The organism is Pectobacterium sp. IFB5596 (assembly GCF_021432585.1).
Classification (GTDB): Bacteria; Pseudomonadota; Gammaproteobacteria; order Enterobacterales; family Enterobacteriaceae; genus Pectobacterium; species Pectobacterium punjabense.
On sequence record NZ_LXFY01000034.1, the window covers coordinates 13559 to 38207 of the forward strand.

General features: G+C 51.8%; 29 protein-coding genes and 1 tRNA gene. 7 read left to right on the forward strand and 23 right to left on the reverse strand.

Translation table 11 applies throughout. From position 1 onward, the window contains the following. Positions 1-26 precede the first annotated feature (26 nt). The gene (locus A6301_RS21660; protein WP_107170116.1) at positions 27-401 is read right to left on the reverse strand and encodes a DNA-binding protein; all 375 of its coding nucleotides are present in this window, start codon (positions 399-401) and stop codon (positions 27-29) included. 248 nt (positions 402-649) lie between these two features. Next, the gene (locus A6301_RS21665) at positions 650-1036 is read right to left on the reverse strand and encodes a DNA-binding protein (RefSeq protein ID WP_205540993.1); all 387 of its coding nucleotides are present in this window, start codon (positions 1034-1036) and stop codon (positions 650-652) included. A 188-nt stretch (positions 1037-1224) separates the two neighbouring features. Between A6301_RS21665 and A6301_RS21670 the strand changes: the two genes are divergently transcribed. After that, on the forward strand, positions 1225-1488 hold the full coding sequence (locus A6301_RS21670) for a helix-turn-helix transcriptional regulator (protein ID WP_005971488.1): 264 nt from the start codon (positions 1225-1227) through the stop codon (positions 1486-1488). 187 nt (positions 1489-1675) lie between these two features. On the opposite strand, the gene mdh is transcribed toward A6301_RS21670, so the two are convergent. Then, a complete protein-coding gene (gene mdh, locus A6301_RS21675) occupies positions 1676-2614 on the reverse strand; it encodes a malate dehydrogenase (protein WP_005971486.1) in 939 nt (312 codons plus the stop codon). A 469-nt stretch (positions 2615-3083) separates the two neighbouring features. Here mdh and argR point away from each other — a divergent pair, with 469 nt between their 5' ends. Next, positions 3084-3554, forward strand: coding sequence for a transcriptional regulator ArgR (gene argR, locus A6301_RS21680; protein WP_012773258.1), 471 nt, complete (start codon positions 3084-3086; stop codon positions 3552-3554). A 68-nt stretch (positions 3555-3622) separates the two neighbouring features. On the opposite strand, the gene tsaD is transcribed toward argR, so the two are convergent. Then, positions 3623-4636 (reverse strand): tRNA (adenosine(37)-N6)-threonylcarbamoyltransferase complex transferase subunit TsaD, encoded by a 1014-nt coding sequence (gene tsaD, locus A6301_RS21685; RefSeq protein WP_234258713.1) that lies wholly within the window; start codon positions 4634-4636, stop codon positions 3623-3625. A 227-nt stretch (positions 4637-4863) separates the two neighbouring features. On the opposite strand from tsaD, the gene rpsU reads away from it, so the two are divergent. The 3 genes from rpsU (at position 4864) to rpoD (ending at position 8976) form a co-directional block, all read left to right on the forward strand. Further along, positions 4864-5079, forward strand: a complete 216-nt coding sequence (rpsU, locus tag A6301_RS21690; RefSeq protein WP_001144069.1) for a 30S ribosomal protein S21 — start codon at positions 4864-4866, stop codon at positions 5077-5079. Positions 5080-5231: 152 nt separating this feature from the next. Beyond that, positions 5232-6986 (forward strand): DNA primase, encoded by a 1755-nt coding sequence (dnaG, locus tag A6301_RS21695; protein WP_205540989.1) that lies wholly within the window; start codon positions 5232-5234, stop codon positions 6984-6986. 154 nt (positions 6987-7140) lie between these two features. Further along, positions 7141-8976 carry an RNA polymerase sigma factor RpoD gene (gene rpoD, locus A6301_RS21700; RefSeq protein WP_107170120.1) on the forward strand — a complete coding sequence of 612 codons (1836 nt, stop codon included), beginning with the start codon at positions 7141-7143 and terminating at the stop codon, positions 8974-8976. Positions 8977-9072: 96 nt separating this feature from the next. Here rpoD and mug read toward each other — a convergent pair whose 3' ends face one another. Further along, positions 9073-9576, reverse strand: coding sequence for a G/U mismatch-specific DNA glycosylase (gene mug, locus A6301_RS21705; protein ID WP_234258714.1), 504 nt, complete (start codon positions 9574-9576; stop codon positions 9073-9075). A 140-nt stretch (positions 9577-9716) separates the two neighbouring features. On the opposite strand from mug, the gene A6301_RS21710 reads away from it, so the two are divergent. After that, a tRNA-Ile gene (locus A6301_RS21710) sits at positions 9717-9792 on the forward strand. A 94-nt stretch (positions 9793-9886) separates the two neighbouring features. On the opposite strand, the gene A6301_RS21715 is transcribed toward A6301_RS21710, so the two are convergent. Next, complete coding sequence (locus A6301_RS21715) at positions 9887-10510, reverse strand: Bro-N domain-containing protein (RefSeq protein WP_234258715.1); 624 nt, start codon at positions 10508-10510, stop codon at positions 9887-9889. 168 nt (positions 10511-10678) lie between these two features. On the opposite strand from A6301_RS21715, the gene A6301_RS21720 reads away from it, so the two are divergent. After that, positions 10679-10975 (forward strand): Arc family DNA-binding protein, encoded by a 297-nt coding sequence (locus tag A6301_RS21720; RefSeq protein ID WP_161547132.1) that lies wholly within the window; start codon positions 10679-10681, stop codon positions 10973-10975. A gap of 662 nt (positions 10976-11637) precedes the next feature. Here the strand turns inward: A6301_RS21720 and A6301_RS21725 are convergent. The 17 genes from A6301_RS21725 to A6301_RS21805 are packed head-to-tail and all read right to left on the reverse strand — an operon-like array spanning position 11638 to position 24639. Then, on the reverse strand, positions 11638-13293 hold the full coding sequence (locus tag A6301_RS21725; RefSeq protein WP_234258716.1) for a hypothetical protein: 1656 nt from the start codon (positions 13291-13293) through the stop codon (positions 11638-11640). After that, positions 13290-13838 (reverse strand): hypothetical protein, encoded by a 549-nt coding sequence (locus tag A6301_RS21730; RefSeq protein WP_234258717.1) that lies wholly within the window; start codon positions 13836-13838, stop codon positions 13290-13292. Before A6301_RS21730 ends, A6301_RS21725 begins: the two co-directional genes overlap by 4 nt. Next, positions 13810-14532: a hypothetical protein gene (locus A6301_RS21735; protein ID WP_234258718.1), complete on the reverse strand. Its 723-nt coding sequence runs from the start codon at positions 14530-14532 to the stop codon at positions 13810-13812. Before A6301_RS21735 ends, A6301_RS21730 begins: the two co-directional genes overlap by 29 nt. Next, the gene (locus tag A6301_RS21740) at positions 14532-15146 is read right to left on the reverse strand and encodes a tail fiber assembly protein (protein ID WP_234258719.1); all 615 of its coding nucleotides are present in this window, start codon (positions 15144-15146) and stop codon (positions 14532-14534) included. Before A6301_RS21740 ends, A6301_RS21735 begins: the two co-directional genes overlap by 1 nt. Continuing rightward, a complete protein-coding gene (locus tag A6301_RS21745) occupies positions 15146-17320 on the reverse strand; it encodes a phage tail protein (RefSeq protein WP_234258720.1) in 2175 nt (724 codons plus the stop codon). The genes A6301_RS21740 and A6301_RS21745 overlap by 1 nt, the downstream gene beginning before the upstream one ends. Before the next feature lie 6 nt (positions 17321-17326). Then, positions 17327-17959, reverse strand: a complete 633-nt coding sequence (locus A6301_RS21750; protein ID WP_234258721.1) for a phage tail protein — start codon at positions 17957-17959, stop codon at positions 17327-17329. After that, positions 17952-19136 carry a baseplate J/gp47 family protein gene (locus A6301_RS21755; RefSeq protein ID WP_234258722.1) on the reverse strand — a complete coding sequence of 395 codons (1185 nt, stop codon included), beginning with the start codon at positions 19134-19136 and terminating at the stop codon, positions 17952-17954. The genes A6301_RS21750 and A6301_RS21755 overlap by 8 nt, the downstream gene beginning before the upstream one ends. Beyond that, positions 19126-19461 (reverse strand): DUF2590 family protein, encoded by a 336-nt coding sequence (locus A6301_RS21760; RefSeq protein WP_234258800.1) that lies wholly within the window; start codon positions 19459-19461, stop codon positions 19126-19128. The genes A6301_RS21755 and A6301_RS21760 overlap by 11 nt, the downstream gene beginning before the upstream one ends. Further along, entirely contained in the window at positions 19461-21470 is a 2010-nt protein-coding gene (locus A6301_RS21765; RefSeq protein ID WP_234258723.1) for a phage tail tape measure protein, read from the reverse strand. Before A6301_RS21765 ends, A6301_RS21760 begins: the two co-directional genes overlap by 1 nt. Next, a complete protein-coding gene (locus A6301_RS21770) occupies positions 21467-21649 on the reverse strand; it encodes a hypothetical protein (RefSeq protein WP_198340221.1) in 183 nt (60 codons plus the stop codon). The genes A6301_RS21765 and A6301_RS21770 overlap by 4 nt, the downstream gene beginning before the upstream one ends. An 8-nt stretch (positions 21650-21657) precedes the next feature. Then, positions 21658-21915 carry a putative phage tail assembly chaperone gene (locus tag A6301_RS21775; RefSeq protein WP_234258724.1) on the reverse strand — a complete coding sequence of 86 codons (258 nt, stop codon included), beginning with the start codon at positions 21913-21915 and terminating at the stop codon, positions 21658-21660. Further along, the gene (locus A6301_RS21780) at positions 21912-22091 is read right to left on the reverse strand and encodes a hypothetical protein (RefSeq protein WP_234258725.1); all 180 of its coding nucleotides are present in this window, start codon (positions 22089-22091) and stop codon (positions 21912-21914) included. Before A6301_RS21780 ends, A6301_RS21775 begins: the two co-directional genes overlap by 4 nt. Continuing rightward, positions 22048-22404, reverse strand: coding sequence for a hypothetical protein (locus A6301_RS21785; protein WP_234258726.1), 357 nt, complete (start codon positions 22402-22404; stop codon positions 22048-22050). The genes A6301_RS21780 and A6301_RS21785 overlap by 44 nt, the downstream gene beginning before the upstream one ends. Continuing rightward, complete coding sequence (locus A6301_RS21790; protein WP_044210396.1) at positions 22404-22745, reverse strand: M15 family metallopeptidase; 342 nt, start codon at positions 22743-22745, stop codon at positions 22404-22406. The genes A6301_RS21785 and A6301_RS21790 overlap by 1 nt, the downstream gene beginning before the upstream one ends. Then, the gene (locus tag A6301_RS21795) at positions 22742-23035 is read right to left on the reverse strand and encodes a phage holin family protein (protein ID WP_234258727.1); all 294 of its coding nucleotides are present in this window, start codon (positions 23033-23035) and stop codon (positions 22742-22744) included. The genes A6301_RS21790 and A6301_RS21795 overlap by 4 nt, the downstream gene beginning before the upstream one ends. Before the next feature lie 9 nt (positions 23036-23044). Beyond that, complete coding sequence (locus tag A6301_RS21800) at positions 23045-23500, reverse strand: DUF2597 family protein (RefSeq protein WP_044206963.1); 456 nt, start codon at positions 23498-23500, stop codon at positions 23045-23047. Next, positions 23497-24639 carry a DUF2586 domain-containing protein gene (locus A6301_RS21805; RefSeq protein WP_234258728.1) on the reverse strand — a complete coding sequence of 381 codons (1143 nt, stop codon included), beginning with the start codon at positions 24637-24639 and terminating at the stop codon, positions 23497-23499. Before A6301_RS21805 ends, A6301_RS21800 begins: the two co-directional genes overlap by 4 nt. Positions 24640-24649: the final 10 nt, after the last annotated feature.

Genomic DNA, 24649 nt, shown 5'->3' on the forward strand with positions numbered 1-24649 from the left:
CCTTGCAGCGCTACTCGCTCAACAAATTAGGCAGTTTGATCGATGGTGGCATCATCCAATCGAGACAACATTGCTATTGTGCCTTCACGCAAGATGAAATTAATCAGTTGGGCACGTTCATCAACGGATAGCTGATGGAAAATATGCACCCATGATGACAGCAGGGTCGGCTCATTATCGATACGATAATATTCTGTTGGCGGATTCTCTTTCACCAGCAAAGAGTTTCTGACTTCATTCGGCAAACTGCGAATAGAGTATTCGACGCCACGCCCTTGAACCCCTTTCCGTCGGCGCTTTTCCCAACCGTCGTCTCGTGCTCGTTTGTTCAGCCCCTGCGGTGACTTAGGCAATCCACCTACGCCGACCAGCTCACTTGTTGCAAACCATTCTTTGTCCATACTCGTCACTCCCTTGTTTGTTTTGAACAGGCATTACGTCAACTCGCCCAAAAGTTTCCATATAATAGACTATAATTACCTAAACCGCTAACTTTTACGCGTTATCGACACACCTAAGTAATAGAAGAAATGATTAAATCCAGCGCAATGCCACAACATAGCGGCCAGAACAATGCGACAAAACAAAAGACACCCCAGACTCTTCTCTATCGCTAAGATTAGCGATCAGAGCACGTATTAGTGGTAAGTCAGTCAATCTCTATAGATGAGACAACGTCCCCATCTAATGGCGTAATACCCAACTGGCTCAGCGTAGTAGACACCCCGACCCGTAGGATATAAGCAATTAATTCATCTCTTTCTTTTTCAGATAGTTGCTGATAGATCTGCATCCATACGGCCAGTGCCGCAGGCTGTCTCGCCGAGTAGGCGGAAGGCTCGATTTCGAGTAATAGGGACTTTCTTACCGTCTCCGGCAAGCTGTTAATTGAGTACTCCACTCCCCTTCCCTGGACGCCTTTACGGCGACGTTTCTCCCATCCATCTTCGCGGGCGCGCTTATTCAATCCTTGTCTTGATTTCGGAAGGCCGCCGACTCCAACCAATTCGCTGGTAGCAAACCACTCTTTTTTCATTGCCTTTCATCCTGATAGTGCCATCCCTAACAAAAACGCATTTATTTTGGAAATTAATTGAGAATTTTAAGGAAAATTAATGCTATATTATTTCCAAATAATAATGTCATGTTAGCTCGGCATATAACTAACATCCGTTATTTATACCACTAATCTACAGTCGTCTTATAGCAAATAAGGGAAGGATTATGATTTTAAGGAAACAAGACTGGCATCCTGCTGATATCATTGCTGCACTGCGCAAGAAAAATACGACGCTGGCGGCAGTATCGCGAGCGGCCGGATTAAGCTCATCTACACTAGCTAACGCATTATCACGCCCTTGGCCCAAAGGGGAATGGCTTATCGCCGATGCGCTAAGTATTCACCCATCAGAGATTTGGCCCAGCCGATATTACAATCCAGAAACCAATGAGCTTATCGATAGAAAAAAACTCATCCGCCCCGATTAAAAAAGAAAAGCCGGAGATCGACATCTCCGGCTTTTTATTCTGCGTATTATTAACATTCAATAATACCCTAAATAATTCGAGTTGCAGGAAGGCGGCGACGCAGAGAGTCCCCAGGAGCTTACATAAGTAAGTGACTGGGGCGAGCGAGGAAAGCCAACGCACATGCAGCTTGAAGTATGACGGGTAATTAATTCTTGATGAACGTCTCGCCTAGCTCAATATCCTGCTTCAGCGTATCCAGCATGCTGTTCAGTGCATTTTGCTCAAACGCACTTAATGCGCCAATGTCTTTACGCTCGGCGACGCCATCTTTACCTAACAGAATCGGCTGAGCGAAGAAGCGGGCATGCTTGCCATCACTCTCAACATACGCACATTCCACCACACCGCTTTCGCCTTGCAGCGCACGAACCAGAGACAAACCAAAACGCGCCGCAGCCTGCCCCATAGACAGCGTTGCCGATCCACCACCTGCTTTGGCTTCAACAACTTCGGTGCCCGCATTCTGGATACGCTTGGTCAGATCGGCCACTTCTTGCTCACTGAAGCTGATACCAGGAACCTGAGAGAGCAGAGGCAGAATCGTCACACCAGAGTGTCCGCCGATAACTGGCACGTTAATATCCTGCGGCTGTTTGCCTTTCAACTCAGCAACAAACGTGTTGGAACGGATGATATCCAGCGTGGTTACACCGAACAGTTTGTTTTTGTCATACACGCCGGCTTTTTTCAGCACTTCGGCCGCGATAGCGACGGTCGTGTTCACCGGGTTAGTAATGATACCGATGCAGGCTTTCGGGCAGGTAACTGCAATTTGTTCAACCAAGTTACGCACAATACCTGCGTTGACGTTGAACAGATCGGAACGATCCATACCAGGTTTGCGTGCCACACCGGCAGAAATCAGCACAATATCCGCACCGGCAAGTGCCGGTTTAGCGTCTTCACCGCTATAGCCTTTGATCTTCACTGCTGTAGGAATATGGCTCAGATCGACAGCAACACCCGGTGTTACCGGAGCAATATCGTAAAGGGATAGTTCTGAACCTGAAGGAAGCTGGGTTTTGAGGAGGAGTGCGAGTGCCTGACCGATACCACCTGCTGCTCCGAGAACTGCAACTTTCATCCTAAACTCCTTATTATCGTAAAATAAAAAAGTGCCGTGAATTCATTTGGTTATAAACAGAATGTAAAAAATAAAGATAAAATTAGTCTACTTATCTTTCTGCAAATAACATGAGAGATAAAGATACGCTATGTCTCTAATAATAAATCAAAAACAGCCATTCGTTTGAAAGGTAAGTAAAGTTAATAAGCTATTGAGCTATAACGTGGTATTCATTCACGTGCGTTTAACCAGTGCGCTACAGTACACCGATCAGTGGCATCCAAACAACATCATTCTGATAACATTTGATTTACTTTTATGTGACGAAGGACGCATTTTTCGGACTACCGGGAGGCTCAATTTTTTTGAAAACAGCAACTAGCGCATATCTGGGGAAATCGACTGGAATTATACGCAATTTAATTGCATAAAAATTCACACAACTGCATAATAGAAAGATTAACCATAACAATTAATCCGGTGCAGAATGCGAAATTCGACAAAACAAGAAGACCTCGTTAAAGCGTTCAAAGCGCTGTTAAAGGAAGAGAAGTTCAGTTCACAAAGTGAAATTGTTCAGGCATTGCAAGATGAAGGATTTGAAAACATCAACCAATCCAAAGTGTCGCGCATGCTAACGAAATTTGGCGCAGTGCGCACGCGCAATGCAAAAATGGAGATGGTGTATTGTCTTCCAGCCGAGCTCGGTGTCCCTACTACGTCCAGCCCGCTAAAGAACCTGGTGTTGGACGTGGACTACAACGACGCTGTCATCGTGATCCATACCAGCCCAGGAGCCGCGCAGCTCATCGCCCGCCTGCTAGATTCACTTGGGAAATCTGAAGGTATTCTTGGCACCATCGCGGGTGATGACACCATCTTCACCACGCCAGCCAGAGGCTTCAGCGTCAAACAACTTTACGAAGCAATTCTGGTGTTATTCGAACAAGAGCTGTAATCCGCTCGTCTGGTGCCACTTTTTACTACGTGTAGGCCTGCTACACGTAGTGATTATCGCCCGAACGCTCACACCGCGGGCAATTCCGCCAACGGCCAACGTGGTCGAACAGAGACGCCAAGCGTCTGGCTAGCGCCGTGAACTAGGCGAACGCTGCCCGCATAGGCAATCATCGCGCCGTTATCCGTGCAAAACTCGGGACGCGCATAAAACACTTCACCACCGCGTTTCGCCATCACCTCACCTAGACGCTGGCGCAGCGTCCGGTTTGCACTGACGCCTCCTGCCATGACCAGTCGTTTAAAGCCCGTTTCATCCAGCGCACGACGACATTTGATGGCCAGCGTATCCACGACGGCATCTTCAAACGCACGTGCAATGTCGGCACGCGTTTGATCGTCATCGCCATTGCTACGAATCGTATTAGCAGCAAACGTTTTTAGCCCAGAGAAGCTGAAATCTAATCCCGGCCGATCGGTCATCGGGCGTGGGAACGTAAAGCGATGGGGATCGCCCGCCTGCGCCATTTTCGACAGCATTGGCCCCCCCGGATAATCCAATCCCAGTAATTTGGCGGTTTTATCAAACGCTTCACCCGCAGCATCGTCAACCGATTCACCCAGCAAACGGTATTCGCCAATACCCGTCACGCTGATGAGCTGCGTATGACCGCCAGAAACCAGCAACGCGACGAAAGGAAATGCTGGAGGGTTATCTTCCAACATGGGTGCCAGCAAATGCCCTTCCATGTGGTGCACAGGAATCGCCGGAACGCCCCAAGCGAAGGCAAGAGCACGACCAACCGTCGCGCCCACCAATAATGCGCCAACTAAGCCAGGCCCGGCGGTATAAGCCACGCCATCAATATCACCGGCCTGTAACCCGGCTTCACGCAAGGCTGCCTGAATTAACGGCACCGTTTTACGCACGTGGTCACGTGAGGCAAGCTCAGGCACTACGCCACCGTAGTCAGCATGCAATTTGACCTGGCTGTATAATTGATCAGCGAGCAAACCAGTTGTTGTGTCATAAATGGCCACACCAGTTTCATCACAGGATGTTTCGATACCCAATACGCGCATTACTGTTCCTACCTTGATGACGATACAAGCACGCGTTAAATGCCACTTGCTTCAAACTGTGGATAGTCTACCATAAGCGGCCTGATTTCTGCGCTGGCCTTGGTTGCGCGTTTTATGATCACCGCAATGCTTTACAAAGGCGTCACGTTTGCAGTAGAATTCCGCACCATTTTGAAAAGGCTGGCACAAGGCCAGCGGCAAACCGAATTTATTGAGGTGAGAGGCACATGCCGGTAATTAAAGTACGTGAAAACGAGCCGTTCGACGTAGCTCTGCGTCGCTTCAAACGTTCCTGTGAAAAAGCAGGCGTTCTGGCTGAAGTTCGTCGTCGTGAGTTTTATGAAAAACCAACGACCGAACGTAAGCGCGCTAAAGCTTCTGCAGTGAAACGTCACGCGAAGAAATTGGCTCGAGAAAACGCACGCCGCACTCGTCTGTATTAATTTTCAGGAGGGCTTCCCTCCTACGCGTGATTAATCCGCAGACTTAGCAGTTGCATACGAAGGCCGTGCTTTCCGAAAGGAAGCGCGGCTTGTTGTCGTTTATAAGCTATATCCGATGTAACCACGTTACAGAAGGTATACACCAGGGGCTTATGGCTGGACGAATCCCACGCGTATTTATTAATGACCTGCTGGCTCGCACCGACATCGTCGATCTCATTGACGCGCGCGTCAAACTGAAAAAGCAGGGCAAAAACTACCATGCGTGTTGTCCATTCCATCACGAAAAAACCCCCTCATTCACCGTAAATGGTGACAAACAGTTCTATCACTGTTTTGGTTGTGGCGCACATGGCAACGCCATTGACTTTTTGATGAATTACGATCGCCTCGAATTCGTTGAAACTATTGAAGAACTGGCCACCCAATACGGCCTCGAAGTGCCTTATGAAACTGGCACTGGCCCAACTCAGTTAGAGCGACACCAACGGCAAAGTCTGTACGAATTGATGGGGCAGCTGAGCGGGTTTTACCAGCAAGCGCTCACACAGTCGGTTGGTACGCCAGCGTTACAGTACCTGCAACAGCGCGGCTTAAGCGCAGATGTCATCAGCCATTTTGCAATTGGCTTCGCACCGCCCGGTTGGGATAACGTTCTAAAACGCTTTGGTCGAAATAATGACGACCGTAGCACATTGAACGATGCCGGCATGCTGGTGACTAACGATCAGGGCAGAACGTATGACCGTTTCCGTGAGCGCGTCATGTTCCCTATCCGCGACAAACGGGGTCGAGTGATTGCCTTTGGCGGACGGGTATTAGGCGACGGTACACCAAAGTATCTCAACTCGCCGGAAACAGAGATTTTTCATAAAGGTCGCCAATTATACGGCCTGTATGAAGCGCAGCAGAGCCACACCGATCTCAAGCGACTCTTGGTTGTTGAGGGCTATATGGATGTGGTGGCACTGGCGCAGTTTGGTATTGATTATGCGGTGGCCTCGTTGGGGACGTCCACGACCGCCGATCATATTCAGTTACTATTTCGTGCTACAGACCAGGTGGTGTGTTGTTACGACGGAGACCGTGCCGGACGCGAAGCGGCATGGCGCGCGCTGGAAACTGCGCTACCCTATTTGAACGATGGTCGTCAGCTACGCTTTATGTTCCTGCCGGACGGTGAAGACCCCGATACACTGGTGCGTAAAGAAGGCAAGGCCGTCTTTGAACAGCGCATGGAACAGGCTCTGCCACTGTCGCAGTTCCTGTTCGAGACGCTGCAACAGCAGGTGGATATGAGTTCACCCGATGGCAGAACCAAGCTCAGCACGCTGGTGCTGCCGCTGATAGGCCAGGTGCCGGGAGAAACACTGCGGCTGTATTTACGCCAGCAGCTCGGTAACAAACTAGGGATTTTGGACGACAGCCAGTTGGACAGACTGCTACCCAAAGTGGCTGAGCAGACTCAATCCTACCAGCCACCGCAACTAAAAGTCACAACTATGCGTATACTTGTAGGACTTTTAGTACAAAACCCAAGACTGGCGACAGAGGTTCCTGACCTCGCGCTGGAAGGCATTGAAGAAGACAAAGTGGCTGGTTTATCGCTGTTTCAGGATTTGGTGAAAACCTGCAACGCCAGCCCAGGAATGAATATGGGCCTGCTGTTGGAAAAATATCGCGACAGCAAATACCGTAAACAGCTTGAAACCATGGCTTCATGGAACCATATGATCGTAGAGGAAGAGCTCGACGAGAAGTTCAGAATCAGTCTGGCAGAGCTCTACGATCAGCTGTTGAAACAGCGACAAGAAACATTGATAGCCCGTGACAGAACGCATGGGCTCAACGCCAAAGAAAAAAAAGAGCTTTGGTCGTTGCAACTGGCGTTGACCAGAAAACACTGATACAGAGGCTTAATTGCCGATAAATAGCAGGGTCGAGCCCTGCAAAGAGCCGCTACAGGGGCTGCGGCGATAATAAAAATACCCCTAATGCTATTGTTAGCGAACTACGCTGACCGACACCAACCCAAATACTCTGAAGTGTGGATACCGTCTTATGGAGCAAAACCCGCAGTCACAGCTGAAGCTGCTTGTCACCCGTGGTAAGGAGCAAGGCTACCTGACCTATGCTGAGGTCAATGACCATCTGCCGGAAGATATCATCGACTCGGATCAGATCGAAGATATCATCCAGATGATTAACGACATGGGCATCCAGGTGATGGAAGAAGCACCGGATGCTGACGATCTATTGCTGGCCGAAAACACCAATGATGCCGATGAAGATGCGGCAGAGGCTGCTGCGCAGGTTCTATCCAGTGTTGAATCGGAAATTGGCCGTACTACCGATCCGGTTCGCATGTACATGCGTGAAATGGGTACCGTTGAACTGTTAACACGTGAAGGCGAGATCGATATCGCCAAACGTATTGAAGATGGTATCAACCAGGTTCAGTGCTCTGTTGCCGAGTATCCTGAGGCTATTACCTACCTGTTAGAACAATACGATCGCGTCGAAGCGGGCGAAAGCCGTCTGTCCGATCTGATCACCGGCTTCGTTGATCCTAATGCGGAAGAGGACATCGCCCCTACCGCGACTCACGTTGGTTCTGAGCTTTCGAGCGAAGAAATGGACGATGACGACGAGGAAGAAGACGACGAGGAAGAAGAAGACGACAACAGTATCGATCCTGAACTGGCGCGTGAAAAGTTCACCGAACTGCGTGAGCAATACGAGACGACCCGTCAGGTAATCAAAGAACACGGCCGCAGTCATGCGCTGGCAGCACAGGAAATCCTGAACCTGTCTGAAGTGTTCAAACAGTTCCGTCTGGTGCCGAAACAGTTCGATTTCCTGGTTAACAGCATGCGTTCCATGATGGATCGCGTCCGTACTCAGGAACGTTTGATCATCAAACTGTGCGTTGAACAGTGCAAAATGCCGAAGAAAAACTTCGTCACCATGTTCACTGGCAATGAAACCAACAACACCTGGTTTGCCGCAGCAGTCGCAATGGGCAAACCTTGGTCTGAAAAGCTGAATGATGTTGAAGAAGATGTCACCCGCAGCCTGCAAAAATTGCAGCAGATCGAAGAAGAGACGGGTCTGACGATCGAGCAGGTTAAAGACATCAACCGCCGTATGTCGATTGGCGAAGCAAAAGCACGCCGCGCCAAGAAAGAAATGGTGGAAGCCAACCTGCGTCTGGTTATTTCTATCGCGAAGAAATACACCAACCGTGGTTTGCAGTTCCTCGACCTGATTCAGGAAGGCAACATCGGTCTGATGAAAGCGGTAGATAAGTTCGAATATCGCCGTGGTTACAAATTCTCGACCTATGCGACCTGGTGGATTCGTCAGGCGATCACCCGTTCTATCGCCGATCAGGCGCGTACTATCCGTATTCCGGTACACATGATTGAGACGATCAACAAGCTGAACCGTATCTCTCGTCAGATGTTGCAGGAAATGGGTCGCGAGCCGACGCCGGAAGAGCTGGCTGAACGTATGCTGATGCCGGAAGACAAGATCCGTAAAGTGCTGAAAATCGCGAAAGAGCCGATTTCAATGGAAACCCCGATTGGTGATGATGAAGATTCACATCTGGGCGATTTCATCGAAGATACGACGCTGGAGCTGCCGCTGGATTCCGCTACATCGGAAAGCCTGCGTTCGGCGACACACGACGTACTGGCTGGCTTGACTGCACGTGAAGCGAAAGTCCTGCGCATGCGTTTCGGTATCGATATGAACACCGACCATACGCTGGAAGAAGTCGGCAAACAGTTTGATGTTACGCGTGAGCGTATCCGTCAGATCGAAGCGAAAGCGCTGCGTAAACTGCGTCACCCAAGCCGTTCTGAAGTGCTGCGTAGCTTCCTGGATGATTAATTCATTCCTCGGCTAATCCACGCTCAATAACGTTATCTCTACATAACCCCGGTTCGCCGGGGTTATTTTTTACCTGTCAGAATACTCAGCATACGATTATACGTTATCCTGCAATGCCTGATGTAGCTCCTGATACGACGCCACCAGCGACTCTAACGTCGCACGATTCAGCCCGCTAGGGTTCGGCAACACCCAAACCTGCGTCTCACCGATACGCCGCTCCTGACGCCCCCATGAAACCTTTTTGAGACCAAACGCCTGACTGAACGCCTGCTTCCCCAACACGGCCAGCGCACGCGGTTGATAGCACGTCATCTTCTCAACAATCGCATTTCCGCCTTGCAGCAATTCATCCCGCCCCAGCTCGGTTGCCTCAACCGTTGGGCGATCCACCAGCATGGTGATGCCGCATCCGGTATCCAGCAGATGCTGTTCTTCCGCAGGTGTCAGCAAACGTTCGGTAAAGCCCGCCTGATGAATCACCTTCCAGAAGCGATTACTGGGATTAGCAAAGTGGTAACCGTGATGAGCCGTCGACAGCCCAGGGTTAATGCCACAAAAAACAACCTGAAGATCCGTTGCCAGAATATCGGTAATCATGTCTTTCCCTACTGCCGTTGACTGCGCCTATCGTAAATTCTGATAAGAATAACAACAAGCTATCTTGAGTATAAAATCACCACCCGGTAGATCGGCTATAGACCTTCCCCCACACATTACCGTATAATCACCGCCCATTCGGCCCCTTAGCTCAGTGGTTAGAGCAGGCGACTCATAATCGCTTGGTCGCTGGTTCAAGTCCAGCAGGGGCCACCAAATTTTAGCTTTAAAATCATATAATTAAGCCACCTTTCGCAAGGTGGCTTTTTTGTTAATTGTGGTCACTGTCCCCTTTTTGTCCCCCTAGGTTTCAGGCAGACCTTATAAGCAGGCGGGTAAGCTGCTGCTTTTGCTGATGTGATAAAGATTGAATGAAGCTGTCTATGTCCCCTTCCCCCCTTCTACTCTCGGTATAATGGGAGAATGACAGTTCTGATTTAAATGCCTGCGTAGGGCAGGTTTCTTTATCACATATCGCGATTACTTCTGTACGGTGGCGATTTAAATAACACGTACTTAAAACACTTGCTGGCTTCCCACAGCATGGGCAAGAAACTTTCAATCGCCCCTTGCCTGAAATGGCCCTTGTCTTACTTTCACGATCCAAAATATCCAATACCCATCGCCTAAATTCTTTTGCTACTGGCGTTCTGGCGAACATAGCCAGCAGGTGAGCACCTCGTAGTGAGAATATGCGAATTTTCATTTTTCGCGATGAGTCGTTTATACCATTGGTCACTGAATCAATGACCAATGACATTCCCGCCGAAAATTCATCTGAATTCTGGTTATACAGATTAGTAATAGATTTCACATTGGCGTATTGAAGCGCCCTAGCCAGATCGGAAGCCGTAAACCATATCTGGCCGTTTCTTCTGGTAGGGATGAATGCGGTTTCATGGAATACCAGTTCCGTTTTTGCTACATTGTGCATGTCTATATTCCTTGCTGGGGATTGGACAAAACCGAAGCCCTGACTGTTAGCGCAGTTGGGGCTTCACTGTTTATAATACTCGTTAAGTTAGTGACCCCACGGCGGGGTCACTTGCAATGTAGCCCCACGGTAGTATTATGTCAATACGAATCCCGTTGAGGTAAAGAGATGTCTAGAACAAGCCCCGTGTTCAATTTGCGAATGCCGCCTGAACTGAAAGAGCAGATCACTGCTTTAGCGGAAAAAAACAAGCGTTCAATCAATGCAGAGATCGTCGCCGCAGTTGAGCTATCACTAGCTGTGAATGGCGGAACGGTAGAACCAACTGACTCTGGTTTACCAGGCGGTTTTGGTCATTTGCTTAAATTTTACAAAGCTGAAGAACTTGAGAAATTAGTTAATGACATTTCGATGGCTGCCGCTGAGAGGGCGATTAAAAAATTGTCAGCCCCCAGCGAAAAGTAAGGCTATATTTTTTCAGTTCCTGTATTAAGCTAATCACCTCTGAAACCCGCGCCAGTTCTGGCTTTGCGGGTTTTTATTTTCTTGCGCTCATGCGCCAAATTTGATCCATCCAACCCACGTAAAATAAAAAATCCCTTTTAATATCTGATTGTTATGATTTATCGCCGATCCTTTTTAGATCCTCAAAACTGAAAAAACCTGAAATTCCTTTCAATCTTTTCAGTTTGAGACTTTCACCGGAACCCCAGCAGCGGCGCTGGCTGGCATACCCGTTTGTAGAAAAATAAAACTGAAAAATATTTACGATCCGAAAACCGCAGGCGGGTGCGGTGTAGCGCCGATTTTGTCATGCGGGTGTTCATTTTGTGCGTGCGCTGGTTGCGCTTGCGGGACGTGGTGAGGATATCGGGTTGAATGACATGTCATGAGTGCATCAATGGAGTAAGGGCAGTACGGGACGTTTGAGGGCGTTTTAGCTCGGGGGTTGTCAGTTCGGTTTTCTATAGGCGTAAAAAAGCCCACGCACGGCGGGCTTGGCTTTCCCTGGTGTCATCATTATTGTTTGAAATCCAATCACATAATGACATTGGGTGTGTTTATTTTATAAACGTTTATACAGATCGATTATGCGTTATTGATCGGTTGTGTCGATCAATGTGTTATCACGTCCCAATCACCGGCCTGTATTTCGTCTGCAATGCACCTGACTCAGTACCGGTTGCCGCGATAGCGGCGGCGTTAAGCGGTGTGCCGGTGTTCGTGTGGGTATGTGCGGCCGTTTGCGCTGCCAGCTCCTGCACCACGTCCAGCGTGTCCAACATCAGTTGCATGACGTTAATCTGCTGGCTTCCCACCCACACCACTGGTGCGATAATATCCTGACGCGCTCCGGCTATGCTGCTACGGATTTGCCCGATTTTCTCCATCAGGCTTTGGCCAATGTCTATCGTTGCCGATTTGCCGACGCTGGCCACATAGCCCGCCTGCGTCGCCAGGCTGTAATCCCCTTCCGCTATCTGCACAATCGCACCGGCCAGCAACGTGGCTGTGCCTAACACGCGGGTTTTGTCCGTCGCCTGTATCGTCGTTTCTCTGGTCACGATGGTGCGCTGCTCGTCGTCTGCGGTTACCACACGGCGCATAGAGGATTCATTGATCGCCTGGTCGGTCTGCCGTACCCAGTCCCCCGCCACCGTCACGCGTTGCGATACCTCCGCCCGCTGCTGCTGTAGCTGTTCGCCTGGCTTAACATCCGGCAGGCTATGCCCTTGCGCCAGCGTCTGCCGTACAAACGGCTTATCCGGACGCCCCTCAGTAAACCCGATTTCTACCAGCGTTCCCGCAGGCGGAAACTGAAACATGCCCGATTCACCGCCCGCCATTGGCACCGGCAGCGGCACAGCGGGGTAAATGGGCGTGTCTTTGGCTGGATTGCCGTCAGCGTCCAGCAGTTGCACATCCACGGCATAGCGCGGACGAAACGGATCGGCAATATCACCGCTGGTGACAGATTCTGCGGGCGCTTCCACGCGGGCAAACTTCGGCAGATGCAGACCAGCGGATAACTCAGGGTACGCCGCATCAATCTGACGCTGTGCGGGGGTTGTCGCTGCCCGTTTGCCGGTTGCCACGCTGACCGGCTCCCACGCAATGGCCATATCGTCATTTTCCAGCCTGACCGATTTCAGGCGCTGGCCATTCACCATTACGCCAGGGCGAACAGACGGAACCAGAGGCAAAGTCATGCTATTGCCCGCCGCCTGGCTTTTGCTGAATTCTGCGGGAATATCAACGGGCTTTTCAGCAAACATCGAGTGCGCCCAGTTCCCCACGTATAGCCCGCCATCCGGCAACGGTTGCCAGACATAATCATCAATACCGAACGCCGCGCCGATATTGGCCAGCAACTGATAACCGGTGCCGCTGTGCGTAAAATGAGGGATCGGCGTCGTCACATACAGCGCATCCGGCAGATGCACCGTTAGCCCGCTGTTTTCTTCCAGCCAGGCAGCAAGCTGTTTTAACGTAGGATGCTGAAACGAGCACGGCCACATTCGTTCGAATATGCCCGCCAGTTCACGCACAAACAGCCGCTGATAGCCGTTCTCTGCCGGTTGCGATCGCTCAACGTACCCCGTAAACCAGCGAAAAACACTGTCCGTGTAGCCCGCATCCAGCCGCACCACTTTACCAGTGTAATCCGTATCGGTTTCTGCCGTGATGAAACCGCGCCCGCAGGCGTTCAGTTCCAGCACCATATTAACGCTGACCAGATGAACATCATCACCGGACAGCATCAGCCGTTTAACGGGTTTCATCCTTCGCTACCCCCTAACGAATCATTAACCGGTTTCAGCACGGTGCGTTCAAACCAGCTTAATTGCTCGTCGCTTTCTGCCGCTGAACCGCTGCCACCTTTCGCGCCTGGCGTTTGTTTTTTGGCGTCGGTTTTACCACCGGCGCGAGCATCGCGCTTTTCCGCCACGCTGACATGCTCACGCAGGGTAAACGTGACCAGCCACGCCTGTTTGCCGTCCTGCTTTGGCGCATCAATCGAACCGGTAAACGTGGCCAGCCGGAAATTAATCGCCTGCGCCGTGTGGTTGGCCACACGATAGCGTTTCAGCTTGCCGCCCTCTTTTGCCTCGGCCAGCGCCCACAGCCGCGTTAATACTTTCGCCTCGGTAAACGGAATAATGCCGGACACGCGCAGTTCTTTGGGTTTAATCCCCTGTTCGGCGTTGGTTGTACTCGACGTTTGGCCAGACTGATCTTGATCCTGAAACTGCATAGACGGGGTAACGGTGAGGCTTTTTAGCGGAATAGCTTCGCCATCAAGGGCGAGTGTAATTATCTGGCTCATGGATCATGCCTTCCAGTGCATCCAGTGAATCCCCGACAAACATCATCGCCGCCGTGTACACGGCAGATGGCTGCGGGATATTTTTCACCAATTCAGCCGCGATCACGCTGCTGTGTCCTTTTCCTGTAAACACCCAGGCGCGGGCGCTCCCCTGCTGTAATTCACATAAACCCTGACTGATTGTCGCCAGCATCGTGCCTCTTTCTGCGGCAAAGCTGGCCAACTGGCTTTTGATGCCGTCAGCGCTGGCCGACACCGCCGCTTCTGTCTGTGCTTCAGCAATTCGCTGGGCGTTCAGCGCCTGACGGCTGGTTGACACTGACAGCGGCACCACTGCGGGCAGCGCCTGGCTTTTGGCGGGCAACTGCATTTTTACCCTGTCCAGCGCTGCCGCCGCGTTGGCCATGCGAGCAACCTGCGTAAATGCCGGTGCCGGAAATACGCGGGTCAGCCGCTCCAGTTGCTGCATAAAATCCGCCTGCGCGGTGCCGCTGACCATGAACACCGTAACGGCGGTTTCACCGGCTGCGGCCTGCAACCGGCTGGCCAGATACGCCACCGCGTTGGCGGGGCTAAGATAATTCCCCGCCCCCGCTTTCTGGCCGACGCCGTACACCCACGGATGCACCGGCACGATAGCGCAGTTGATGGCTGTCATGTCAGCAGGAAAGCGGATATCCGCGATGCGCCACATTACTGCGGTGCCTCCGGCCAATCGATTTTCGCCGCGTTCACATCGATACGACTCAACAATACAGCGTATTTCTGCCATTCAGTGAGTGCGGCCTTCTCTTCATCGGTAGCAATATCAAGGTTAACGGCATAAGTCAGTTCATTGATGCGCGACGTGGCAGCGGCTTTGCGCGTTGCCAACTCTTGTTGTGCGGATTTGAGCGCGGCAGCGGCTTGTGCGGCCTTGTCGATCAGCCACTTTTTCCCGTTCCATTTGTCGAATTCCGTTGCAGGTTTCAGCAACGTGACACCTTCCGGCAATTCGCCAAATTGGCTAACAGTCTGCGGCTGGCGTGTTTCCGTGCTGTAAACGGTTTGACCACGATAGTCTGGCACCTGCTCCCACGCCTTACCGTCAGCACTGCGGCGTAGTGCCTGACCAACGGGCGGCAATTGCGGTTCATCGGCGTAGCTGTCGGCTGGCAGGCCAACACCTTGCATAACATATTCATAGCTGGCGCTCTGATATTCCCGCGTAACCGGATTAACGTGATAAACCGTAATCCAGCCTGAATTGATTGCCAGCCCACGTTCGTTCAGTTCTGCGTTTTTGATTTGTGTTGAATAGTTGCTCATTATGCTGCTCTCACGATGTAGTTAAATGCGATGTTGCGCGGGCGATTTTCGGATGCTGTGGGAACTACTCGGGATGCATCTAATTGTGATGGGTACCATGCGTTAGCGTCTCCAGTCGTCACGCTCAAAAAGCTATCTCTGTCGTGCAATTTTTCACTTGTGTCGTAATACAGCGCACCAGATGATGAGTCTGCTTTCACTCTTACATCTGCGTCGTAGCCATAAAACAGGCTACCTGTGATGTTTCTAATTGCATCCCCCTGCGCTGACATTAGAGCGCGCCCCGCATCAACACCGCGTCCGTCATCCCATCCGCGTACAAATTCGCCGCGTAAATCAGGTAGGAAACCCGATGGATAGCGGGACGCTAAAACAGGGTATTGAATTGTATCGAATTGCTGACCGTTGCATTTCAGCCAACCTGCGGGCGCGACAGCACCGGGAAAGAGCTGCGGCATTCCAACCAACTCAGATGTGGGTAGCGCGCCGATTGTTGATGGAGTGAGGTTTCTTGTGTGATACAGCGTAGACCACACCCCGTCATCATTATTCCGAAAATAAATCTCATCACGCGAAACGATGCCAAACTTGCTCGTGCGATTACCTGCAACGATAGTATCGTCACCTGCTAGCGCAATCATTTGTCGATAGTTATCGTTATTCATCACACCGACAATCGCCATGTCAACTGGCAATCCAACACCTAGATTTCCGCCGAGCGTCATACCGTTACGCAATTCGCCGCCGTCTAGTGACAGCGCCCCAACATCTGCCGATGTTGGTTTGTGGTGAGTGTTATAGTCTCGTCTCCAGCGAGGGAAATAATCTATGCCGTTGAACGCATACGTAAATTGTGAATTGTCATAGTCGTCAATGCGGGGAACCGCGGAGGGTGTTGTTACTCTGATCGTATAATTTGTCTCTGTACCGAATACTTCAACCACAGCGCCGGTTAAGTTAATACGACCACACCCTGTATCTGTAATCGTTCGATTATTGGCGTATGTCCATGAGCCTCTGCATGTCCAGTATGTATGTGAAAATGCCCCGCGTTCGCGCAGAAAGCTGACAAAATCAGCGGTCGTCCAGTCCCCGGACGCGCTCCCAAAATCAACTGATGAACTGTAGGCGCGGCCGGAACCGATATTCCGTGTAAACGACTCCCTGTCTGGAATATCCGCGCCGTTTTGGTCTTTTGCTAACGCACCGATACTCGCGGCGTGCAGAGCAATGTCAGCTGTACCATCAAATTCCACGCCCGCGATTTTTCTGGCCGTTGCCAGCTTTTTAGCGGCTATTGCAGTCCCTTCGATAGGTAAAAACCGATTATCAAGCTCTGAAATGGGTGATAGCGGGCGACTGTCAGTTAACTTACCATCGGCGATCACAGCCAACCTCGTCACATAGTGTGCATAACCCGCTTGATCGACGTAGTCCGCTAAGTTCGTCGCCGCGGTGAACGTGATGCGGTTTTCCCATGCGCCCGTTACCGTTCCCTGCCTGCTAACGTCCAGCCAGACGGATGTGTTAGCCGAAACATTCAGCATTGCCGCTGCATCCAGACGAGCCCGTAGCCCGCCCACGTAGCCAATACCTGGTGCAATAGTGGCAACACCGTTAGCCAACGCCACGCGGAACCCGTCATTCAAAAACGCAGCAGCACCGTAGTAATCCCGCATTGAAAGCCGGTGCACCTCATCCATCCCAAACAACCGCGCAGAAAAATCAATCTGCCACGTTGCTGCCGATACGTTGATTTGTGTTGCGTCTGCCGCGCCATCGAACTGCATAGCCAGATTACGGGTTAAGCTATTACCCTGCCTGCCGTTCTGCGTTTTGATTTTTTGCTGGGTGCGAACGTGGACGATCATCAACACGGTATTGGTTTTGCTATCAACCAGACCTATCCAGTTGTAGTCCCAATCCCCTATAGCGGTGTCTAACACTACGGAATAGACCACGGCGTTAGTATTCAGCACGCCCGATTGCGTGATAGCAGCGCGGTGTTTGATTGCCGCAGCGGCGGGCATTCCTTCATCACGGCTGACCGGCGCGTTTTCGTCCTGATCGGGGATCAGCGCAAATACCACGCTATCCGGCACAGCCGGTAAACCATCGATCACCTTGTTTACGTTCCACGCTTCAAAGGCGCGGGTAACTGCACTCTGTGCCATACATCCTCACAAACTCGCTGTATAAAATTCCATTGACGCCGCAAAACTCGGCGCATTGACCGACTGACGTCCATTAATCAGACCGTGCATCACATCAGCGCTGGCTGAGTAATACTCGGCACAATGCGCAAACTCCCCTGTGCTGACAGCCACCGTTTCATTATTCAACACATCAAAATTGTAACGGCGGCACGTCCTGCCGTACTGCCTGACCAGATTCATCATCAGCATGTTATACGTGCTCAGTTGCTCATCGTTGATGCGCACCAGAATCACATCCCATTCATAACCGGCTTGGCGCTCTTTCAGCTCAACCTCGCCCACCTCCAGCCGCGCAAAGATGCGGATAAATCCGGCCACGCTGCCCGCATCCTGTGCGTTGATAAATGCCCATTTCACCCGCTTGCGGTACAGGCTCAACGGCTCACCGTTAAACCGTTCGATATCCCGCTGATAGGCCAGCGCGTTAAGCAGCGATACGGGGCAGGTTTCTGCGTCCAACTGCTGCAACGGCCAGCGCATCCAGTCATTCACCTGCTGCCAGTAACGCTTACTGGCACGCAGTAATTTGGCCGGTTCGTCTTTATCCATCCACGACGGCAGACGCAGGCTGTCCAGTTGCTGACGGTAATCAGGCATTTTCAATAACCACGGTTAAGCCACTCAGGCGCGGCACACTCAGATCGCTGACGATATCGCCCTGGGAGAACGTCAGCGAATCAATCAGCGCAAACTCGCGATGCAGCTCCCGCCCCAGATTGGAAAATGAAAAACGGTCATACGGCCATGTTCGCTTAACGTCATACTCGCTGTTTTCCCGAAACGCGCAGCGCACCAGGTTGTCACAGCCGTTGCGTAACGCGGTGAGATCGTCGGCGGTCACATTGGCCAGATTGTTCACGTACAGCGTAACCGTCAGATCATGTACGGTTTCCGGCATCGCCATGCACTGCATATCATCGCCGTGGCCGTGGTTGCCCTGTGCCGTGATGTAGTCATTCACGGCGGTGATAAACGGCGCGGAAATCACGCCCGAATCCAGCAATAAATAGGCATTCGCCGTTCCTGCCCCGCGTGGTGCGTCATGCAGAAAGAAAATACGGTCAATGCTCAGCCCTGCTACGGCGGCGATCATGCTGCGGTAAATGGCGTCGGTGTGGTAATTACCGACCAGGTTGTACTGGTTGCGGCAGCGATCGCGCAGGTCATCATCAGATTCCTGATCGGCACCTGGCCTGATTAACCAGCCGTCTTCATTTTCTGCCCGTTCAATACCATCAACCCCAACGGGCAAAATGCGGTAATAGCCAGGTGCCAGATTAAACGCGCCACCCTCACCCGTCGCCGTCACCGGCACCAGCCCGCTGGCGTTGCCTGCGGGGATCGTCGTATCAACCGTGACGCGCAGGCTGTACACCTGGCCATTAATGCGTTCGGTCTGGATAACCGTTCCGGCCGGAATTAATACCGCCTGCCCCAAACTCAACTTGAAAAAACGGATTGCCCCACCCGCTGCCGTCGCAGGTTTACGGGTGACATTGACGCCCCAGGCGAACACGTCCAGAAACGCGCCGGATGCCGTAGCCAAAAACATGTTGGCCATCACCACGTTAATCAACACGTCTTTCAGCCACAGCACTGGCGTGGTGACAATCGCGTTAATCAGTCGCCAGAACGGCGACATACGCGACGTATTGGTAATAAGCCCCTCGGCATTGACCTGCGCCTGAAACTGTTCCGTGATAGCCTCAGCAGTTACCGGCATTCCGGCATCGCTCAACACCTGTTCATAATCAATCTGCGGTTTAGTGGTCATAATCAGCAGTCACCTGAATGCGGCCAAAATCATAGGTTTCAGCCGTTAGCCATAATCGCGTTTGCGTTTCTTCGCTTAATTCAACCGTGCCTGGAATAATTCTCTCGTCATCCTCTACCAGAATAATGAGTTGCGTCATGATATCGGCGCGTAATGTCGGGCTACGTTCAGCAATGAGTTTTGTCGTCAACCCGCTTTCAATAATGGCGTGTACGCAGTCCTGCCCGATGCTGGCACGGTTATTACATAAAACAGGCTCATTACCGGCGTTCAGATTAAAATCACGTCCTGTGATTAATAAATCGATGTATTTCGCTTCATCCATTAGCGTAATTCTTCCCATTCCTGTAACTGTTCCGGCGTCATGCCTTTGCTGGCATTAATTGTGATATTGCCAAACGTTTTACTGTTATCCGTATACGATTTGTTGTTATTGCTGATTTCTTTATTTATCCCACCGCGCTCAATGCCTTTTATCTGCCCTCCGGTTAATAATGAGTTATTAACCGCATTTAAACTTTCTGGCGGCTTTATATTTACGGGCATTGATGTAACGGGTGATGTCGTCGTTACGGGCATATCAATATTTACGCCGGGGATATTATTCAGTTTTTCAACAATCCATCCCCATGCGCTGGAAAAAGAACTCAGAAGACCATCCCATAACCCGCTGAATAACTCACTGATGCCCGATACCATCTTCCCCATGGTTTCCATCAGAGAAAAATCGCTGATAGCGCCAACCACCTTTTCCCAACCGGCAACAATCAGCGTCCACGCCGCTTTAAAGATCAGCGCCACCATCTGGATAATTGTTGCCAGTGTTTTAAATGTCTCCGTCTGCGAGACAGCCGCCACAATCTGATCCCAATACTGGTACAGCAGATAGCAGCCTGCCGCGAGCGCTGCAACAGCAACAATGATCAGCAGAACCGGCCACAGCGCGAAATTAAATGCGATGCCCGTTAATATGCTGGCCATACGCACCGCCAACAGCACGCCACGTAATACCCGCATCGTTGCCGCCCACGCCAGCACAGCCTTGTTGTACAGCCAGATAACGCCGACATGGATTTTCATGACCGCCGTTAACCCAGCCCACAAGCCCCGCAACCCCATCATGACAAAAGCCGATACCCCCATCACGATATTGGCTACCGCGCCCGCTGCGGCAAAACTTAATACAGCCAGCATGGCATAACCGATCACACGGGTGATATTGGGGAATAACGTTTGCCATCTGACCAGCGTTTGCCCTGCATCGGCCAGCTTGTTAATAAGCGGGTACAATACCGGCAGCAGCGTAGCGCCCATCGCCGCCCGCATCGCATACCAGACCGCAACCAGGCGATCCCACGGATTCGCCATTTTTTCCGCCATGTCCGTGGCACGCTTCATCCCGTCGCTGCTGCCCAGTTCCGTAATATGCCGTTGCAATACGCCGACATTGCCGTAAAGCTGTTTGATGACCGCAGACCCACCGCCAAAGGCATCATCCAATTCTTTCTGCGCTTTCAGGTTGCCTTCGATACTGTCACCGTATTTACCCTGCAATTTTTCCAGCATGGCGGGCATCGACAGCAATTTACCGTTGGTGTCGGTAAACGTCAGTCCCAGCTTTTTAGCGCCGTCAGCCGCACCGGTGAGAAACGACTCATATGACCCGCTAGCCTCGCTGCCGATGGTGCGTTGCAGTTCCCCCAGTACAGCAAATTGCTCATCCATGCCCACGCCAAAGTTGGTGCCTGCGCCTTTTGAACCTTCCATCAAATCCTTGATAGTGGCCATTTCAGTACCAAACGCCTGGCGCATATACGCCGCCTTTCCCGCCACCTGTTCCGCAAAATTCACATTACCCATAGCGTTTGCATCGGTGCGGAAGTTTGCGAACATCTGCCCCATAAATTCAGAGGTTTCCTCTGCCGTTCCCTTCAGTGCTGCGGCAACAGTATTTGTGATCGTCGTCATGCGCGGCAGTTCACCGTCAGACAGCCCACTCACCGAGCGTTTGATTACCTCTGTGGACTGCGCAAACTCCAGCGCCGACTTACCATACTGAATGCTGAATTTAAGGCCGTTCTCCGCGACCTGTTTTAGCGTTGCATCGCTGACCCCCTGCGCAGACGCCGATAGCAACGCATCATTCATCTCGATAGCGGGGGCGAGTGCTTCCTTAACCGCCATCCCAACCGCAAACAACCCCGCCCCACCCACTGCGATTTTTCCAAATGCCGCCTGAGCACGATCGGCAAAACCCGTTAGCGACGCCTGAGCCTGGCGCAAGGGGCGCGTCAGGTTATTAATCAAATTCAGCGTAAAATCTAAACTGCTCATGCGTCACCGTTAAATGCCAGCGTAATACCGTTTGCCACAGCAATACGCATTTTTTCCCAATTGGAATTATCCAGCCAGACGGCGCGGGCTAAATTATCGATATCGTCTGGCTCATGCGGTAAATAATGCCGTCTGAGCGTTAGCGCCTGTTCGATAAAATTATTGTTTATTGCCCGCACCCGCTCGGTTAGTTTTTTACTTCGATTTCCAACTTCGGCGCATATTGCGTATTAATCACTTCGGTGATTTGCAAGGCCGCACCCGGCTGCGCCAGCAGGTCATCCAAATCCTTTTTACTGTCTGCGCTGACAATACGGCGTAAATAGGTTACGGCGGGCGCGATTTTATTATCCATCGCCATATCGTTAATCAGGCCGTTATACGCCACCGTTGTTGGCTCAAACGTTAATTCCTTGCCTGCAATCGTTAATACAATTTTGCTCATAATACTGTTTCCCGCTGATTAATTTCATCGACTAACTGATTATGCCGTGCGGCACAATCAGCATAAATTTCCGGCCATTCATTTAATGGGATAGCCGCATCCGTTCCGGTATTTCCGGCTAATATGGGTAAATTATTTACCGGACATTTCTTTTTCAGGTTTTCCTGATAACGCACGTTCGGTTCGTTCAACACTGGCGTTGTACAGGCTGACAAACTCGCCAGACAGGCACACGTTAGTAAAAACCGGCTTAACGATTTCCCGATAAATTTCCTTGTTCGGCGCATGGCGTATCGCCTCCAGTTGGCTTTCCAGCTTCTGCCCTGACTGGCTGGCGATAGCCTGCATTGCCTGGCGGGACTGCTCACCGGCAGCGTTAGCCGCATTGGCCACAGCCAGATCTACACTATCGCGCTGCCAGTTGGCCACCTGCCAGCCAGCGGCGAAAACCACAGCTAGCACCACGCCAATCAGCCAGGGCTTATCCATCAACGTACCCCGTTGTGCTCAAGGCTAAAGTGATTGCCGTCTGGACGAGACTTAAAGCGCCCGCCCCAACTGCCGCCCAGCGATTCCCAGTATTCACCCAGCGGTAAATAATCTTCCGTGCGTGTTTTGTATTCATCGTTGATGAACAGATTCAGATCGACGGCCAGCCGCTGGGTATGCAGGCTATTGGCAATACCCTTGCCACTTTGGGCATTCAGCTTTGCCTGTTCCGGCGTGCGATAGGCTTCACCGTATGTCAGCTCGTACCCCTGCGTATCTGCCCACAAAATCAGCTTTGCCAGCATCTGGGCAAAAAGTTGCTGTTTATCCAGTAACTTCATTTTTTCTCGCTCCCTGTTAACAAACTACTTCCCCTGCGACGTAACCAGATTTCAACCGCCTGGTGACCCGCCACACCTAACGCTGCCCCTAACCCCGTCACGGCCAGCGGTGATAGTCCTGGTATCCAGACCAGAACCGCACCCGCCGCTAATGCTGTGGCCGATCCCAAAATCATGCGACCAACAAACAGGCGCGGCGTGATTTTTTCATCGCTGGCCAGCACCTTGCCGATCGCGATCAACCCGCCCAGCACAACCAGCCAGAGCACATTTTTTTCATATTCCTGCATGGGGCTTCCTTACCCGATGAGTTTTTCTGTCAGTTCCGATTCCAGATACGGAATGCCGTTAATACGCACAAAATCAGGGCTGGTTACCATGTATTTGATTTTGTGCGTCACCACGCTGCCACCCTTCGGATCGTTGTCGAGAATGTCACTGACAATCAGTTTGCAGCCGAACGCCTCCACCTTGATTTCTTCGTTACCGGCTTTGGCGTACCACATCAGATCAACCGGCTCGATACCACGCCATGACCCCGCACTACGCGCTTTAGCGGTAATGATGGCCAGGCTTTTGGTACTGAACTCCATTTCACCTTCAGCCGACACATCCCCCGCCACCCAGCCATCAGGCACACCCTGCGTCTGTGCGGCGGCGGTATTGTCCGTAATACTCAGGCCAACCTTTTCAACGTGAACCAAATCGCCGTCCATGTTGAAGTCAAAGGACTGGCCGGAAATCCGTTTCGTCATGCGTCACCCCCTAGTGACTGATCCAGAATCAGGCTCACCGTAATGCCCTTCGGACACTCATAGGTGCGCACTGTGATGTAAATCTCCACTTTGGTTTTTGTGCGCCAGGTGATCACCACGTCGCCATCCTGCGGCGGCTTCACTTCGCCAGGGAACGTGATGCCGTTAATCTGGCTACTGCGGGACATCTCGCGCAGCGTTTTAGCGAAATACGCCTGGTGCGCCGCGATACTGCCTGGCGTGCTGTTCAGACTGCGATCGGCAATTTTGGCAATCGCCTGCAAACGCACACGCCGTGCGGCTTTATCGACAATGCGCAGGTTCTCAATCGCCTGATAATCGCCGCCTTCCACGTCCAGTGTGCGGCCATCCGACCAGTAATAGCCGTCGTAATCGGGATACCACATCGGCACGCTGTAGCGCTGCACCTCCAGCGCCTGCAACGTGGCCAAATCCAGCGGCGCACCTTTTGAATCCACGGGCAGCGCGGTAGCGCCCATGTCCAGCAATGCGCCGGTTTGTACCCGCGCCGGACTATCTGCGATCGTCACAGCACGGTTACACAGACGGCCAGCCAATACGCCAGGCTCATTGCCCCACAGACGCGGCACCAGTTGCACGGCAGGAACAGCGGCACCCGCCTGTAACGTACTTAACCGCGCCAGATAACCCGCCCACTCTTCACTGGCCTGCACACCGTCCACAGCCAGAATGAACCACACCCAGCGACCAAATTTGGCGATCAACTCTGCCCGCAGGCTGGCAGCCGCTGCGATGGTGTCCTTAGTTGCGCCCTGCGTCAGCACGACGCCTTCGACGCTGGCCACCTGCTGTGCGACTTTTACCGCATCCGTCCAGACCGTATCCATGCCCTCAGCGGGCACGTCCTTCGGCAGAATGCTGATAAAGCCGCTCCAGTTCTGGCCAGCATTTAACATCGCCGCGTTTACGGTGCGTTTCAGCACAGAATCCGCCTCACCCAGCAGCGCATCCAGATCGCTTTGGGTATTCACCGGCACGGTTTTGGCTACCTTGTCCTTCCCCGTTCCCAGCCCGACGAACAGCACGACCCGTTCAATCTCGTTGGTTTCGCCCTGTAGTTGATTAACCTGGTTAATCTGTACCGTTGGCCAACTCATCTTCCCTCAT

Coding starts and splice junctions, on each gene's coding strand:
- A6301_RS21665 (WP_205540993.1), bottom strand. CDS start 1,036: ATGAAAAAAGAGTGGTTTGCTACCAGCGAATTGGTTGGAGTCGGCGGC.
- A6301_RS21750 (WP_234258721.1), bottom strand. CDS start 17,959: ATGCCTGATTACCGTCAGCAACTGGACAGCCTGCGTCTGCCGTCGTGG.
- A6301_RS21730 (WP_234258717.1), bottom strand. CDS start 13,838: ATGAGCCAGATAATTACACTCGCCCTTGATGGCGAAGCTATTCCGCTA.
- A6301_RS21785 (WP_234258726.1), bottom strand. CDS start 22,404: ATGGATAAGCCCTGGCTGATTGGCGTGGTGCTAGCTGTGGTTTTCGCC.
- dnaG (WP_205540989.1), top strand. CDS start 5,232: ATGGCTGGACGAATCCCACGCGTATTTATTAATGACCTGCTGGCTCGC.
- argR (WP_012773258.1), top strand. CDS start 3,084: ATGCGAAATTCGACAAAACAAGAAGACCTCGTTAAAGCGTTCAAAGCG.
- A6301_RS21805 (WP_234258728.1), bottom strand. CDS start 24,639: ATGAGTTGGCCAACGGTACAGATTAACCAGGTTAATCAACTACAGGGC.
- A6301_RS21660 (WP_107170116.1), bottom strand. CDS start 401: ATGGACAAAGAATGGTTTGCAACAAGTGAGCTGGTCGGCGTAGGTGGA.
- A6301_RS21735 (WP_234258718.1), bottom strand. CDS start 14,532: ATGTGGCGCATCGCGGATATCCGCTTTCCTGCTGACATGACAGCCATC.
- A6301_RS21745 (WP_234258720.1), bottom strand. CDS start 17,320: ATGGCACAGAGTGCAGTTACCCGCGCCTTTGAAGCGTGGAACGTAAAC.
- tsaD (WP_234258713.1), bottom strand. CDS start 4,636: ATGCGCGTATTGGGTATCGAAACATCCTGTGATGAAACTGGTGTGGCC.
- mug (WP_234258714.1), bottom strand. CDS start 9,576: ATGATTACCGATATTCTGGCAACGGATCTTCAGGTTGTTTTTTGTGGC.
- A6301_RS21670 (WP_005971488.1), top strand. CDS start 1,225: ATGATTTTAAGGAAACAAGACTGGCATCCTGCTGATATCATTGCTGCA.
- A6301_RS21755 (WP_234258722.1), bottom strand. CDS start 19,136: ATGACCACTAAACCGCAGATTGATTATGAACAGGTGTTGAGCGATGCC.
- A6301_RS21725 (WP_234258716.1), bottom strand. CDS start 13,293: ATGAAACCCGTTAAACGGCTGATGCTGTCCGGTGATGATGTTCATCTG.
- rpoD (WP_107170120.1), top strand. CDS start 7,141: ATGGAGCAAAACCCGCAGTCACAGCTGAAGCTGCTTGTCACCCGTGGT.
- A6301_RS21765 (WP_234258723.1), bottom strand. CDS start 21,470: ATGAGCAGTTTAGATTTTACGCTGAATTTGATTAATAACCTGACGCGC.
- A6301_RS21720 (WP_161547132.1), top strand. CDS start 10,679: ATGTCTAGAACAAGCCCCGTGTTCAATTTGCGAATGCCGCCTGAACTG.
- mdh (WP_005971486.1), bottom strand. CDS start 2,614: ATGAAAGTTGCAGTTCTCGGAGCAGCAGGTGGTATCGGTCAGGCACTC.
- rpsU (WP_001144069.1), top strand. CDS start 4,864: ATGCCGGTAATTAAAGTACGTGAAAACGAGCCGTTCGACGTAGCTCTG.
- A6301_RS21790 (WP_044210396.1), bottom strand. CDS start 22,745: ATGAAGTTACTGGATAAACAGCAACTTTTTGCCCAGATGCTGGCAAAG.
- A6301_RS21715 (WP_234258715.1), bottom strand. CDS start 10,510: ATGCACAATGTAGCAAAAACGGAACTGGTATTCCATGAAACCGCATTC.
- A6301_RS21800 (WP_044206963.1), bottom strand. CDS start 23,500: ATGACGAAACGGATTTCCGGCCAGTCCTTTGACTTCAACATGGACGGC.
- A6301_RS21760 (WP_234258800.1), bottom strand. CDS start 19,461: ATGGATGAAGCGAAATACATCGATTTATTAATCACAGGACGTGATTTT.
- A6301_RS21795 (WP_234258727.1), bottom strand. CDS start 23,035: ATGCAGGAATATGAAAAAAATGTGCTCTGGCTGGTTGTGCTGGGCGGG.
- A6301_RS21740 (WP_234258719.1), bottom strand. CDS start 15,146: ATGAGCAACTATTCAACACAAATCAAAAACGCAGAACTGAACGAACGT.
- A6301_RS21775 (WP_234258724.1), bottom strand. CDS start 21,915: ATGAGCAAAATTGTATTAACGATTGCAGGCAAGGAATTAACGTTTGAG.